The sequence below is a fragment of the Nocardia asteroides genome (assembly GCF_021183625.1).
Classification (GTDB): domain Bacteria; phylum Actinomycetota; class Actinomycetes; order Mycobacteriales; family Mycobacteriaceae; genus Nocardia; species Nocardia asteroides_A.
Window position 1 is genome coordinate 5,546,405 of sequence record NZ_CP089214.1, and the last position, 13,509, is coordinate 5,559,913.

Annotated in this window: 15 protein-coding genes; 10 read left to right on the plus strand and 5 right to left on the minus strand. The window is 73.7% G+C overall.

The window, feature by feature from the left end; translation table 11 throughout:
* Positions 1–21: 21 nt before the first annotated feature.
* The 3 genes from recO (at position 22) to LTT61_RS25610 (ending at position 2,186) form a co-directional block, all read left to right on the plus strand.
* Complete coding sequence (gene recO, locus LTT61_RS25600; RefSeq protein WP_233016582.1) at positions 22–765, plus strand: DNA repair protein RecO; 744 nt, start codon at positions 22–24, stop codon at positions 763–765.
* Between the two features lie 186 nt (positions 766–951).
* On the plus strand, positions 952–1,773 hold the full coding sequence (locus LTT61_RS25605) for an isoprenyl transferase (protein WP_420094697.1): 822 nt from the start codon (positions 952–954) through the stop codon (positions 1,771–1,773).
* Between the two features lie 20 nt (positions 1,774–1,793).
* Positions 1,794–2,186, plus strand: a complete 393-nt coding sequence (locus LTT61_RS25610) for a hypothetical protein (protein WP_233021192.1) — start codon at positions 1,794–1,796, stop codon at positions 2,184–2,186.
* Between the two features lies 1 nt (position 2,187).
* Here LTT61_RS25610 and LTT61_RS25615 read toward each other — a convergent pair whose 3' ends face one another.
* Complete coding sequence (locus tag LTT61_RS25615) at positions 2,188–2,787, minus strand: TetR/AcrR family transcriptional regulator (RefSeq protein WP_233016583.1); 600 nt, start codon at positions 2,785–2,787, stop codon at positions 2,188–2,190.
* A 102-nt stretch (positions 2,788–2,889) separates the two neighbouring features.
* Here LTT61_RS25615 and LTT61_RS25620 point away from each other — a divergent pair, with 102 nt between their 5' ends.
* Positions 2,890–3,861: a hypothetical protein gene (locus LTT61_RS25620; RefSeq protein ID WP_233016584.1), complete on the plus strand. Its 972-nt coding sequence runs from the start codon at positions 2,890–2,892 to the stop codon at positions 3,859–3,861.
* A 160-nt stretch (positions 3,862–4,021) separates the two neighbouring features.
* Here LTT61_RS25620 and LTT61_RS25625 read toward each other — a convergent pair whose 3' ends face one another.
* Positions 4,022–4,447 carry a Fur family transcriptional regulator gene (locus LTT61_RS25625; protein WP_233016585.1) on the minus strand — a complete coding sequence of 142 codons (426 nt, stop codon included), beginning with the start codon at positions 4,445–4,447 and terminating at the stop codon, positions 4,022–4,024.
* Positions 4,444–4,791 carry an ArsR/SmtB family transcription factor gene (locus LTT61_RS25630; RefSeq protein WP_233016586.1) on the minus strand — a complete coding sequence of 116 codons (348 nt, stop codon included), beginning with the start codon at positions 4,789–4,791 and terminating at the stop codon, positions 4,444–4,446. Before LTT61_RS25630 ends, LTT61_RS25625 begins: the two co-directional genes overlap by 4 nt.
* Before the next feature lie 155 nt (positions 4,792–4,946).
* On the opposite strand from LTT61_RS25630, the gene LTT61_RS25635 reads away from it, so the two are divergent.
* Positions 4,947–6,332 (plus strand): glycine--tRNA ligase, encoded by a 1,386-nt coding sequence (locus tag LTT61_RS25635; protein ID WP_233016587.1) that lies wholly within the window; start codon positions 4,947–4,949, stop codon positions 6,330–6,332.
* On the opposite strand, the gene LTT61_RS25640 is transcribed toward LTT61_RS25635, so the two are convergent.
* Positions 6,333–6,995, minus strand: a complete 663-nt coding sequence (locus LTT61_RS25640; RefSeq protein WP_233016588.1) for a DUF899 domain-containing protein — start codon at positions 6,993–6,995, stop codon at positions 6,333–6,335.
* Between the two features lie 280 nt (positions 6,996–7,275).
* Between LTT61_RS25640 and LTT61_RS25645 the strand changes: the two genes are divergently transcribed.
* The gene (locus tag LTT61_RS25645) at positions 7,276–8,430 is read left to right on the plus strand and encodes a phthiocerol/phthiodiolone dimycocerosyl transferase family protein (RefSeq protein ID WP_233016589.1); all 1,155 of its coding nucleotides are present in this window, start codon (positions 7,276–7,278) and stop codon (positions 8,428–8,430) included.
* A 7-nt stretch (positions 8,431–8,437) separates the two neighbouring features.
* Here LTT61_RS25645 and LTT61_RS25650 read toward each other — a convergent pair whose 3' ends face one another.
* Positions 8,438–10,381 (minus strand): TPM domain-containing protein, encoded by a 1,944-nt coding sequence (locus LTT61_RS25650; protein WP_233016590.1) that lies wholly within the window; start codon positions 10,379–10,381, stop codon positions 8,438–8,440.
* A 49-nt stretch (positions 10,382–10,430) separates the two neighbouring features.
* On the opposite strand from LTT61_RS25650, the gene LTT61_RS25655 reads away from it, so the two are divergent.
* The 4 genes from LTT61_RS25655 to LTT61_RS25670 all read left to right on the plus strand — a co-directional run bounded on the left by LTT61_RS25655 (position 10,431) and on the right by LTT61_RS25670 (position 13,504).
* Positions 10,431–11,105, plus strand: a complete 675-nt coding sequence (locus LTT61_RS25655) for an MBL fold metallo-hydrolase (protein WP_233016591.1) — start codon at positions 10,431–10,433, stop codon at positions 11,103–11,105.
* 30 nt (positions 11,106–11,135) lie between these two features.
* Positions 11,136–11,483 (plus strand): hypothetical protein, encoded by a 348-nt coding sequence (locus LTT61_RS25660; RefSeq protein WP_233016592.1) that lies wholly within the window; start codon positions 11,136–11,138, stop codon positions 11,481–11,483.
* 201 nt (positions 11,484–11,684) lie between these two features.
* Positions 11,685–12,263 carry a YdcF family protein gene (locus LTT61_RS25665; RefSeq protein ID WP_233021193.1) on the plus strand — a complete coding sequence of 193 codons (579 nt, stop codon included), beginning with the start codon at positions 11,685–11,687 and terminating at the stop codon, positions 12,261–12,263.
* Entirely contained in the window at positions 12,260–13,504 is a 1,245-nt protein-coding gene (locus tag LTT61_RS25670) for a deoxyguanosinetriphosphate triphosphohydrolase (protein ID WP_233016593.1), read from the plus strand. The genes LTT61_RS25665 and LTT61_RS25670 overlap by 4 nt, the downstream gene beginning before the upstream one ends.
* Positions 13,505–13,509: the final 5 nt, after the last annotated feature.

A 13,509-nucleotide genomic window follows, 5' to 3' on the forward strand; every position in this document is an offset into this window, starting at 1 on the left:
GGTCCGTGCGAGGATGGGGCGGTGCGTTCGTATCGGGATGAGGCGGTGGTGGTTCGCCAGCACAAGCTGGGCGAGGCCGACCGCATCATCACGCTGCTGACCCGGCGCAACGGCCTGGTCCGGGCGGTCGCCAAGGGGGTGCGGCGCACCAGCTCGCGGTTCGGGGCGCGGCTGGAGCCGTTCGCCTACGTCGACGTGCAGCTGTACCCGGGGCGCACCTTCGACACCGTCACCCAGGTGCACACCGTCGAGGCGTTCGCCGCCGACATCGTCGCCGACTACGGCCGCTACACCACCGCCTGCGCGGTGCTGGAGACCGCGGAGCGGCTGGCGGGCGAGGAGCGCGCCCCGGCGCCCAAGCTGCACGCGCTCACCGCGAGCGCGCTGCGCGCCATCGCCGCCGGGCAGCGGCCGCACGAGCTGATCCTGGACGCCTTCCTGCTGCGCGCGATGGGGTTCGCGGGCTGGGCGCCCGCGCTGGACGAGTGCGCCAAGTGCGCCACACCGGGCCCGCACCGCGCCTTCCACGTCGCCGCGGGCGGCGCGGTGTGCGTGCACTGCCGCCCGCCGGGGGCGTCCAACCCGCCGGAGGGGGCGCTGGAGCTGCTGGTCGCGCTGCTGCGCGGGGAGTGGGAGAAGGTCGAGGCGGTGCCGGTTCCGGTGCGCACCCGGGCCAGCGGGCTGGTCGCCGCGCACCTGCAGTGGCACCTCGAACGCCGGCTGCGCACCCTGCCGCTCCTCGAGCGCACGCCATCGGCCCCCTGACTGCGTGCCTCGCAGTATGCCCGTGGCCGCAGCGTGCATCGCCTGCCGTGCCGCGTCTGCGCGCCCGGCCCCGCCGGCGAGCGTGTCGCCGGGCCGGAGCGGTGCGCCCGGCCGGTCGGGCCTCGGGCGGCGCCGCCCATCGGGAGGCCGCTACGCAGGCGCGCGGGCATCGGGCAGGATGGGGGCGTGATCCTCCGTCGCGACTCCTCCGGGTCCGGAACGGGCAGCGCACTGTCCGACGGCCCGCGCACCGTCCGCCCGCCGTCGCCGCACCCGTCCGGGGCCCGCCCGCCGGAGCTGCCGCGCGAGCTGGTGCCCGCGCACGTCGCGCTGGTGATGGACGGCAACGGCCGCTGGGCGCAGGAGCGCGGGCTGGCCCGCACGGCGGGGCACGAGCGCGGCGAGGCGGTGCTCATGGACACCGTCGAGGGCTGCATCGAGATCGGCGTCAAGTGGCTCAGCGCCTACGCCTTCTCCACCGAGAACTGGCGGCGCAGCCCGGACGAGGTCCGCTTCCTGATGGGCTTCAACCGGGACGTCATCCGCCGCCGCCGGGACGAGATGCACGAGCTCGGCGTCCGGGTGCGCTGGGCCGGGCGGCGACCGCGGCTGTGGCGCAGCGTGATCAAGGAGCTCGAGGTCGCCGAGGAGCTCACCAGGGACAACACCGTGATGACGCTGACCATGTGCGTCAACTACGGCGGCCGCGCCGAGATCGCCGACGCCGCACGGGAGATCGCGCGCCGGGTGGCCGCGGGCGAGATCGACCCGGAGAAGGTCGACGAGTCGACGGTGGCGCGCTTCCTGGACGAGCCGGACATGCCCGACGTCGACCTCTTCCTCCGCCCCTCCGGCGAGTTCCGCACCTCGAATTTCCTGCTCTGGCAGTCCGCGTACGCCGAATTCGTCTTCCAGGAGACGCTGTTCCCCGACTTCGACCGGCGCAACCTGTGGGAGGCCTGCCTGGCCTACGCCCGCCGCGACCGGCGCTTCGGGGCCGCCAAGTGAGCGGAACACTCGACCCCGCGATGGAGCTCAAGGCGTCGGCGGGCGCGGTGCTCTCGATCTACGACGTCGACGTGCGGGTGGACAACGACGGCTCGCTGCGCTTCGACTACGAGGGCGCGCTCTGCTCGCTGGACGCCGTCACCCTCGCCCCCGGGCTGGACGTGCTCACCCTGACCTGCGTGCTCGCCTGGGACCGCCCGCTCAAGCCGCAGCTGCACAAGCGGGTCGCGGAGCGCAACGCCACGCTGCAGTTCGGCTCGATCGTGGTGGTCACCAGGGAGAAGCTCGCCGACGTCGTGCTGCGCTACACCTTCCCCGCGGTCGGGCTGAACGACGGCGCGCTCGGCACCATGCTGCTGCTGGTGCTCTCCGGCGCGGGCAAGGCCCGCCAGGGGCTGCTCGTCCCGGCCTGACTCAGGCCGGGCCGTAGGGGAGCAGGGCGCGCACGCCGCGCTCCAGCGTCCGCGGATCCAGGTCGCCGACGATCAGGAACTGCAGCAGGAAGCCGGGGAGCAGCCCGAACAGGACCGCCGCCACCGCGTCCAGGTCGGTGTCGGCGGGCAGCCAGCCCTCGTCCATCATGCGCTGCGCGTACTCCCGCCACATGCCGCGGATCCCGGTGATGGCGAGCCGGACGTAGCCCGCCGCCTCCGGGTCGGTGAGCGCCAGCGCCCAGGCCTGCGGCGCCAGCCGCAGCCGCCCCTCCAGGCCGGTGTTCTCCGACATCCACGCGGCCACCGCGCCGACCACCTCGGCCGGCGTCGGCAGCGGATCGCGCCGCATGGCCTCGATCAGCACGGCCCTGATGTCGGTGCCCGCGTTCGAGGCCAGCGCCGCGACCAGCTCGTCCTTGCTCCTGAAGTAGCGGTACACCGCGCCAGCGGAGAGCCCGGACTCGGCGAAGACGTCCTGCATCGAGGACTGGTGGAAGCCCCTGCGCGCGAAGCAGCGCTGCGCCGCGTCGACGATCTGCTGCCTGCGGCGTTCCAGGTGTTCCTCGCTGACTCTCGGCATGGTTCCAAACTAAAACGAATGTTCGTTCTTGACAACTCGCCGGGTCTGGTGCGACCGTGGGGGCACCTAAAAGAACGAACATTCGATTTATGGGGAGCCGTCATGACCAACCCGCAGCGCGCGGTGGCCGTCGGTATCGGAGCCGCCCTGCTCCAGGCGCTGATGCTGATCGCCTTCGCCTGGCCCGCCGTGCACACGGCCCCGCGCGATCTGCCGGTCGCCGTCGCCGGGCCGGGCGCGGCGCAGGTGGCGGAGCGGCTGGCGCAGCGCAGCCCCGGCGCCATCGAGCCGCGCACCGTCGCCGACGAGGCCGCGGCGCGCACCGCGCTCACCGAGCGCGAGGTCTACGGGGCGATCCTCACCGGCGCGCAGCCGCCGCGGGTGCTGGTGGCCTCCGGGGCGAGCCCGCTGGTGGCGCAGCAGCTCACCCAGCTCGCGCAGCAGCTCTCCGGTGCGCCCGCGGCAACGGCGGTGGAGGACGTGGTCCCCGCCGATCCGGACGACCCGCGCGGCGCCGGCTTCGGCGCCATGGTGCTGCCGCTGGTGATGTCGGGGATCGCGGCGGGGGTGCTGCTCAGCCTGCTGGTTCCGGCGGCGTCGGCGCGGATCGCCGGGGTGTGCACCTTCGCGGTGGCGGGCGGGCTGCTGAGCATGGCGATCGCCCAGGGCTGGCTCTCCGTCCTGCCGGGGGCGTACGGAGAACTGGCGGCGGTCGCGGGGCTGGTCTCGTTCGCGGTGGCGGGGGCGGTGGCCGGGCTGGCGACCGCGATCGGCAGGCCAGGGATCGGCATCGCCGCGCTCACCATGCTGCTGGTCGGCAACCCGTTCTCGGCGGCGGCCTCGGCGCCGGAGCTGCTGCCGCAGCCGTGGAGCGCGATCGGCCAGGCGCTGCCGCCGGGCGCCGCGGTCTCGCTGCTCCGCTCGGTCGCCTTCTTCGACGGGGCGGGGGCCGGTGGGCCGCTGCTGGTACTGCTGGTCTGGGCGGGCGCCGCGCTGGCGCTGCTCGGGGTCGGGGTGGTCAGGGAGCGGAAGGCCGAGCCGGAGCCGGAGCGCGCTGTTCTGCAACCGGCCTGATCGGGCGGGTCGCGCGCGGGCCGGGTTCTACGGAGCCCGGCCCGCTTCGCAGGTGCGGGGCCGGGTCGGGCGGCGCGTCCGCCGTCCGCCGGCGGGGTTGCTCAGCGCAAGCGCGCAGCAGGTCGACGAACTCGGCCAGCTGCGGGGCGCCGGACCCCGCTCAGCGCGCGCGCAGGCAGCCGTCGCAGGTGCCGAAGATCTCCAGGGTGTGGCTGACCTCGGTGAAGCCGTGCTCGGCTGCGGTGGCGTCGGCCCACGCCTCGACGGCGGGGCCCGCCACCTCGACGGTCCGGCCGCAGCCGCGGCAGACCAGGTGGTGATGGTGTCCGGTGGAGCACTGCCGGTAGACGGATTCGCCGGTGTCGGTGCGCAGCACGTCGACCATGCCCGCGTCACAGAGCGACTGCAGGGTGCGGTAGACGGTGGTGAGCCCGATCCCCTCGCCGCGCTTGCGCAGCTCGTCGTGCAGCTCCTGGGCGGAGCGGAACTCCTCGATGTCGCGGAGCAGCGCCGCGATGGCGTTGCGCTGGCGCGTGCTGCGCACTCCGACCGCCTTCGCGGCGGTGGACTTGTCGGCCACGGTCATCCTTCCTCGGCATGGGCGACGGCGTCGACGACGATGTGCGCCAGGTGGTCGTCGACCAGCTCGTAGAGCACCTCCCGGCCCGACCGCTCGCCGTGCACCACCCCCGCCGCCTTGAGAATCCGCAGGTGCTGGCTCACCAGCGGCTGGGTCACCCCGAGCGCGTCCACCAGTTCGTGCACGCAGCGCGGCGACTCCCGCAATTGCAACACGATCGCGATGCGAACGGGGGCGGCGAGTGCGCGCAGCAGTTCGCCGGCGTCCTCCAGGACGGCCCGGCTCGGCACCGGCGCCGGGGCGGGGGAACGATAGGGGTTGTGCGGCACGGCGGCTGTCATCGGGACCATCTCCTTATCGGAAAGCGATCCCATTTTGATATGCATAATTGCGCATGTCAAACGGACACGCTCCATGGCTGTGCTGGTGACAGCGGGGAATACCCGGGCGTTTAGGCTGAAAGCCAGAGCATCCGGCCCGATTCTTACGAACGGAGAATTCTCGCGTGGCACCCAAGTCGAAGGTGGACACCGTTGCCAACCTCGCCAAGCGCCGGGGTCTGGTGTACCCGTGCGGTGAGATCTACGGCGGCACCAAGTCGGCCTGGGATTACGGCCCGCTCGGCGTCGAGCTGAAGGAGAACATCAAGCGCCAGTGGTGGCGCTCGATGGTCACCAGCCGCGACGACGTCGTCGGGCTCGACTCCTCGGTGATCCTGCCGCGCCAGGTCTGGGAGGCATCCGGTCACGTCGAGACCTTCAGCGACCCGCTGGTCGAGTCGCTGATCACGCACAAGCGGTACCGCGCCGACCACCTGCTGGAGGCGTACGAGGAGAAGCACGGCCACCCGCCGGCCAACGGCCTCGCCGACATCCGCGACCCGGAGACCGGCGACCCGGGCAGGTGGACCGAGCCGCGCAACTTCTCCGGCCTGCTCAAGACCTTCCTCGGCCCGGTCGACGACGCGGAGGGGCTGCACTACCTGCGCCCGGAGACCGCGCAGGGCATCTTCGTCAACTACAAGAACGTCGAGACCACCGCGCGCAAGAAGCCGCCGTTCGGCATCGCGCAGATCGGCAAGAGCTTCCGCAACGAGATCAGCCCGGGCAACTTCATCTTCCGCACCCGCGAGTTCGAGCAGATGGAGATGGAGTTCTTCGTCAAGCCGGGCGAGGACGAGAAGTGGCACCAGTACTGGATCGACACCCGGCTGGCCTGGTACACCGACCTCGGCATCGACCCGGAGAACCTGCGGCTCTTCGAGCACCCCAAGGAGAAGCTCTCGCACTACTCGACCCGCACGGTCGACATCGAGTACCGCTTCCGCTTCCAGGGCAGCGAGTGGGGCGAGCTGGAGGGGCTGGCCAACCGCACCGACTACGACCTGCGCACGCACGCCGAGCACTCCGGCGCCGACCTGAGCTACTTCGACCAGGCCGCGGGCGAGCGCTACATCCCGTACGTGATCGAGCCCGCGGCCGGGCTCACCCGCTCGCTGATGGCCTTCCTGGTCGACGCCTACGCCGAGGACGAGGCGCCGAACGCCAAGGGCGGGGTCGACGTGCGCACCGTGCTCCGGCTGGACCGCAGGCTCTCGCCGGTCAAGGCCGCGGTGCTGCCGCTCTCCCGCAATGCCGATCTCACCCCCAAGGCGAAAGGCCTCGCCGCGCAGCTGCGCCGGAACTGGAACGTCGACTTCGACGACGCGGGCGCCATCGGCCGCCGCTACCGGCGCCAGGACGAGATCGGCACCCCGTTCTGCATCACCGTCGACTTCGACACCCTGGAGGACCAGGCCGTCACGGTGCGCGAGCGGGATTCCATGGCGCAGGAGCGGATCGCGCTGGACAAGGTCGAGGGGTACCTGGCCCAGCACCTGATCGGCGCCTGATCAGCGCGGCCCGCCGAGCGGCGTGAGGTCGAGCAGGGCCTGCGCGCCGTTCAGCGGTTCGATGCCGCGCGCGTAGGCCGAGTAGGTGTGGAAGACGGCATCGTCGTCGTCGCGCCAGAAGACGCTGACGCCGGGCTGCTCGTCGGCGAGCGGCCGCCCGGCGAGCGCGTGCTCCTTGGCGGAGCGGTAGTTGTAGCGGACCGGCGCGATATCGGCGTCCAGCGAGGCGTGGAAGTCGTAGTTGAAGTCGCTGCCGAACGACGACACCGTCGGGAAGCTCCAGCCGTGCCCGGCGTGGTAGCCGGCCAGCCGCTCCCACGGGCCGCGGCTGACCGCCGCGAACGCCGTGTCGTGCCCGGGTAGTCGAGCCAGCCCGCCGACGCTGTCCAGCATCGACGCGCAGCCGGGGCAGCCCTCGTCCCGGTCCCACTCCCACATCAGGTGGTAGACGATCAGCTGCCTGCGGCCGGCGAACAGCTCGGCCAGCCGCACCCGGCCGTCCCGCCCCTCGAAGACGTAGTCCTTCGCCACCGGAACCATGGGCAGCGCCCGCCTGCGCGCGGCGAGCGCGTCCACGGCCCGCGTGACCGCCTTCTCCTCGGCCAGCAGCTCTACGCGGGCCGCGAGCCACTCGGCTCGGCTTGCCACGACCGGACGCGCCACGGGTCTTCTCCTTCGCCGCTCGGGGATGTGCCACGGGTTCGTTCCGACAGCCGCTGCGGATTGGTTGCTGAGCGAATGCTGGGGCGCGAGGGGGGTTTTCCGGGCGGTTGCCGGGATTCGCAGTATTCGCACGGTGACGCGGCGATCCGGATTGCATCCGGGCCCCGGTTGCCGCACCCTTGCGGATGTGTTGCGGGAGAGGGTCGAGGTGGTGCGCGGACTGGCGCCGTCGGAGGAGCGATTCGTTCGGCACGGAACGTTCACGGGACGTTCCGTCGCGGTGTCCGGCGCCCTGGACATCGGGGTGCTCCGAAGAGCCTTCGCCGACCTGCAGGCGTCGTATCCGATCCTGCGCTGCCGGATCGCCGCCGACCCGGCCCTGCTGCTCGCGCCGCGCGGCCGCGCACCCCGGCTCTGGCTCGCCACCGGCGACCCCGCCGTCGTGCCGCTGCCGCGCCGCGCGCTGCGCCCGGATCGGGCGCTCGGCTACCTGGACGTGGTGCGCGACCGCGGCCTGGCCCGGGTGACGCTGTACGTGCACCACGCGGTCGCCGACGCGGGGCACTGCCTCGCGCTCTTCGCCCGGCTGTGGGAGCTCTACACCGAGCGGGCCGAGTACGGGCGGGCCACCGTGCGCGAGCATCCGCTACCGCTGCCGCTGGAGCAGCACGTGCTCGGCAGCGGGCTGAGCCGGGCAGGCGTCTCCGGGCTGGAGAACGTGATCGCAGCCGGGCCGCCGCCACCGCCGCCCACCGGGCACGCGCCGGGGCCGCAGGCGCTGGCCCGGCCCCACCGCCTCGTCCTCGACCCGGCGGCGACCGCGCGGCTCACCGGATTCGCCCGCGCGCACGGGGTCTCGATGAACGGTGTGGTGACCGCCGCGCTGCTGCGCGCCTTCGCAGAACTCGCACCGGCGCGCGGGCCGGTCGGCTGCGTCTACCCGGTGGATCTGCGCACCAGGCTCGGGCACCAGGTGGACGCCGTCGGCGGCACCAATATGGCCGGGCTCACCGGTTTTCTCGCGACCGGGCTCGACCGCGCGGCCGACCCCGTCGAGCTCGCGCAGCGGGTGAACAGCACGCTGCGGCACGACCTCGCCGAGGGCATCGTGCAGCAGTCGGTGCTGCACTTCCCGGATTTCTACGGCGATCGGCGGGTGCATTCGCTGGCCGGGCACGTCGCGATCACCAATACCGGTGCGGTGCGGCCCTTCACGGTGCCCGCCGGGCTGCGGCTGACCGACTACGAGATCGTCTACCTCTCCGCGCATCCCCGGCCGTCGGCGGGGGCGAGCGCCGCGGTGACGTTCCTCGTCTACACCTACGCCGGGCGGCTGAGCGTCGGGGTGCTCGGGGGCGGTGATCCGGAGCGGATGGCGGCGGCGGTCCGCGCGGAGCTCGACCTGCTGGTGGAGGGGGTTCCGGTCGCGGGCTGAGCCCGGCTCAGAACCGGCCGCCGCGGCCGATCCGCCGCGACCCGGACGACCCGCCGTAGGAGCGCGGCCGGTACCCGCCACCGCCACCCGCGGCACCGCGCAGCAAACCCTCGACGAGGATGCCGCCGAGTACCGCGCCCGCCTGGCTCCCGCCGGACGGCGCCCGGCTCGCCTCCCAGCGCCGCACATCGGCCTGCGCCTCCCGCAGCGCGGCGCTACCGAGCTCGGCCGCCGCGCGGGCGTTCTCCAGCGCCGCGGCGGGGTCGCCCGCGGCCAGCCGCTGCGCCTCGTCGAGCCGCCGCTGCGCCTCGGAGAGCCGGGTCCGGGCCTGCGCGTCCACCGCGCCGCGCCGGGTGCCGACGAAATCGCCCGCGGCCGCGATCTGCCCGCGCGCGGCGGTGAGCGCGTGCTCCAACCGCCCGCGCAGCTCCTCCTCGGCCCGCCGGTGCTCGGTGGCGGCGGCGATCACCCGATCCAGCTCCCCGTCGGCGCGCACCACCTCGCGGAAGGCACCGAGCGGGTCGCTCTCCGCGGCGGCCTCGGCCCCGGCCAGCGCCGCCTGCGCGGCCGTGCGCGCGGCCGCCAGCGGCTGCCCGCCGTGCGCGGCGAGCCCGCCCGCGGTCTCCAGATCCGCGCGCAACTCGGCGAGCGCGGCGGGCAGCCCGGCCCGCGCGGAGGCGATATCGGCCGCCGCCGTTGCGATCGCCCCGAGCAGCGTGCGCGCCTGCCCGAGCGCCGCCTCGGCGCCGCGGATCGCCGCCACCGCCTCGCCCTGCTCGCCGACCGGCTTCGCCAGCGCCGCCCGCCCGGCGTCGATCGCCCGCTCCCCGAACGTGATCCGCTCCCGCGCGGCCGCCACATTGTCCCGGACCGAGATCAGCGTGCTCGCCGGGTAGGTGCCGGTGAGCCGGGCCAGCTCGGCCTCGGCCCCCGGCACCGCGCCGGTGAGCTCGACCAGGTCGCGGGTGAGCGCGTCCAGCCGGGCGCCGCCGTTCAGCAGCAGGTCCCGCATGGCGTCGAACTCCGCGACCCGCCCGTCCAGTTCGCGATCCGCCCCGCCGACCGTGCCGAGCAGCTCCAGCAGCAGCGTGCGCTGCTCGTCCGGCGTCTCCGGGACGGCGTCGTCCAGCTGCTGCCTGATCTGGAAGGCGCGGCTCGCCGCCTGCCGCGCGCTCTCCAGCGCGGTGCGGAACGGGGTGGCGGCGGTGGCGCCGAACTCGCCGGTCGCGATCTCCAGCTCCTCGCCGCTGGCGCGGATGGCATCGTCCAGCTCGACCAGCACCTCCCGCGAGCGGGCGTGCAGTGTCTCCAGTGAGAGCGCGCCGATGGCGGCGACATTGTCCGGGTCCAGAGTGCGCGCCGCCGCCAATTCCGCCGCGCGCCTTCGGCTCCGCCGGACCCGCGACCACACGACCAGCCCCGCGGCCGCCGCCACCACGAGCACGAGCACGATCACCAGCCCCACCGGGCTCACCCCGCCGCCGCGCAGCGCCCCGTCGATGCCGTCGGCCGCCGCCACCCCGGCGCCCGCCCAGCGCCCCGCGCGCAGCTCCGGCTCGACCCGCTCGGCCAGGACGTCGTCCAGCTCACCGTCGCTGAGTCCGGACGGCGGCTCCCCGGCGAACCAGTACGCCCGGTCCTCGGTGGCGACCGCGAGCAGCAGGTCGCGCGAGCCGAAGCCGGAGAGCGCCGCGGTGCGCTCCGCCCAGCCCTGCGGCGCCATGCCGTCGAAATCGCGCACGTAGACCACCCAGAGCCGCACCTGGTGGTTGCCGTAGAGGTTGTCGACCGCGGCGTTCACCCGGTCGCTGCCCGCGGTGTCCAGCGCATTCGCCCGATCCAGCACGTGCGGCCCGATCCGCTCCGGCGGCTCCGCGCCCGCCGGAGCGACCGGAAGCAGGGCGAACAACACCGCGAGCAGCAGAACCACGCGCACCTTCAGCACCGACATGGCCCCGATCCAACCAGACCGAGCGCCGCGCGCTGGCTAGCATCGAACCGTGATCACGATCGACCAGCCCTACACCGGCCACGTCTCCCCGGGATCGAACCCGCAGCAGCGCGACGTCCCCGGCGCGCGCATCGTCAAACTGTCGGTCGGCCCGATGGACAACAACAGCTACCTGGTGCAGTGCGCCGCCACCGGGGCCGCGCTGCTCATCGACGCCGCCAACGAACCCGACCGGCTCCGCGCCCTGCTCGCCCAGGAGGCGAAGGGCCGGCTCGAGCTGATCGTCACCACGCACCAGCACGGTGACCACTGGCAGGCGCTCGCCGACGTCGCCGCCGCCACCGGCGCCCCCACCGCCGCGCACGCCCTCGACGCCGACCCGCTCCCGGTCGCCCCCGACCGGCTGCTCGCCGACGGCGACACCGTCGAGGTCGGCGAGCTCCGTTTCGACATCGTGCACCTGCGGGGCCACACCCCCGGCTCGGTCGCGCTGGTCCTGCGCGACGGCGACGGCACCGTGCACATCTTCACCGGCGACTGCCTCTTCCCCGGCGGCGTCGGCAAGACCTCCGGCGCCGAGAGCTTCGACTCCCTGCTCACCGGCGTCCGCACCAAGCTCTTCAAGCGCTACGAGGACGCGCTCGTCTACCCCGGCCACGGCGCCGACACCACCCTCGCCGCCGAGCGCCCGCGGCTGGCGGAGTGGCGCGAGCGGGGATGGTGAACCGCCGCCCCGGATCCCTACACTGACCCCATGCCCGTTTCGACCCGTATGTCCGCCCGTGTCCTCCTCGCCGCCGGTGCGGCCGCGCTGCTCGCCGCCTGCACCGCGCAGGGGCCGGGCTCGCAGACCACCTGCGATGTCTCCGGCTGCGTCGTCACCTTCGAGCGTGGCGTCGCCGCCTCGGCGAGCATCCTCGGCGTCGACGCGAAACTCGTTGCGGTGAACGGCAACCTGGTCACCCTGGAGATCGCCGGACAGCAGGTGGTGGTGCCGGCGGGGGATACCCAGCAGGCGGCGGAGGGGCTGAACGTGACCGTGCAGGAGGTCACCGAGCAGCAGGTGAAGGTGAAGGTGGCTACCGGGCTGCAGGTGGGTTGAGGCTCTCGACCATCCGCTCGGCGCTGTGCCCCCCGAACCACCTACCGCGAGGTGAGTACGGCGCCGACCTGGCAGACTTGACCCGTGAATCCCGCTCAGCTGCAGACCCGCCCGCTGTCGCAGGTGCCGCGCGACCAGCGGCGCGGCTTCGGCGCGGCGCTGTGGCGCTGGATCGTGCGGTTCTTCCTCGGTGCGCTGCTGATGGCGATGGTGCTGGTCGGGGGCACCGCGCTCCGGGTGTGGCAGGTGGCGCGGATCGACGACTACACCCCGGCCGACGCCATCGTCGTGCTCGGCGCCGCGCAGTACTCCGGCACCCCCTCGTCGGTCTTCGAGGCCAGGCTGGAGCGCGCCAACCGGCTCTACAAGGCCGGGGTCGCGCCGGTGGTGATCACGGTCGGCGGCAAGCAGGAGGGCGACCTCTACACCGAGGCCGCCTCCGGCAAGAACTACCTCATGGACCAGGGCGTCCCCGAGGAGGCGATCCTCGCGGTGGAGACCGGCTCGGACACGCTGCGCAGCATCGAGGCCGTCGCCGCCGCCATGCGCGAGCGCGGCTGGTCGTCGGCGGCGCTGGTCAGCGACCCCTGGCACTCCTTGCGCACGCGCACCATGGCCCGCGACGCCGGGCTCGCGGCCTGGACCGCGCCGACCCGCTCCGGCCCCGCCGTCTACACCCGCGAATCGCAGGCGCACGGCATCGCCAGGGAGACCGGCGCGCTGCTCTGGTACCAGCTCACCCACTTCTCCGCCGACTTCGAATACACAGCGGGACAATGACCTACACCGAGCACGACCGCGCCCGCCTGGTCCGGGAGGCAGCCAAGACCGCGGGGCTCGGCCCCGCGAGCGAGGAGACCGGGCACCGCACCGAGTTCGCCCGCGACCGGGCCCGGGTGCTGCACTCCGCCGCGCTGCGCAGGCTCGCGGACAAGACCCAGGTGATGGGGCCGCGCGAGGGCGACACCCCGCGCACCAGGCTCACCCACTCGCTCGAGGTCGCGCAGATCGGCCGCGGCATCGCCGACGGCCTCGGCTGCGACCCCGACCTCGCCGACCTGGCCGGGCTCGCACACGACATCGGCCACCCGCCCTACGGCCACAACGGTGAGCGCGCGCTCGACATCTTCGCCGAGGCGTACGGCGGCTTCGAGGGCAACGCGCAGAACCTGCGCATCCTCACCCGGCTGGAGCCCAAGGTGGTCACCCCGGACGGCGCGTCGGCCGGGCTCAACCTCACCAGGGCCGCCCTGGACGCCGCCATCAAGTACCCGTGGGTGCGTACCGCCCCGGCCAGCAAGTTCGGCGCCTACGCCGTCGACGCCGACCGGCTGGCCTGGGTGCGCGACGGCGCCCCCGCCCGCAGGCAGACGCTGGAGTGCCAGGTCATGGACTGGGCCGACGACGTCGCCTACTCGGTGCACGACGTCGAGGACGGCGTGCTCGCGGGCCGCATCGACCTGCGCGCCCTCGCCGACCCCGCCGAGCAGCGCGCCCTCGCCGACCTCGGGCACAACCGCGACCTCGCGGTCGACGAGCTCTGCGCCGCCGCCCAGCGCCTCTCCGAGCTGCCCGTCGTCGCGGATGCCACGGGCTACGACGCCACCTTCCGCGCCTCGGTCGCGCTCAAGCGGCTGACCAGCGAGCTGGTCGGGCGCTTCACCACCGCCGCCGTCACCGCGACCAGGGCGGTCGCGGGGGAGCGGCCGCTCACCCGCTACGCCGCCGACCTGGAGGTGCCGCGGATCGTCGCCGCCGAGGTCGCCGTGCTGAAGACCGTCGCGCTGCGCTACGTCATGTCCGACCCGGTGCACAAGATGCGCCAGGCCGAGCAGCGCGAGACCATCCTCGCCGTCGCGACCGGGCTGCTGGCCCAGGCCCCGCGCTACCTCGACCCGGTGCTGCTGCCGTGGTGGAAGGCGGCCGACGACGACACCGCGCGGGTTCGGGTGATCGTCGACCAGATCGCCTCCTACACCGAGAGCCGCCTGGAGCGGGTGGCCACCAAGTTCCCCGGCTGACCTAG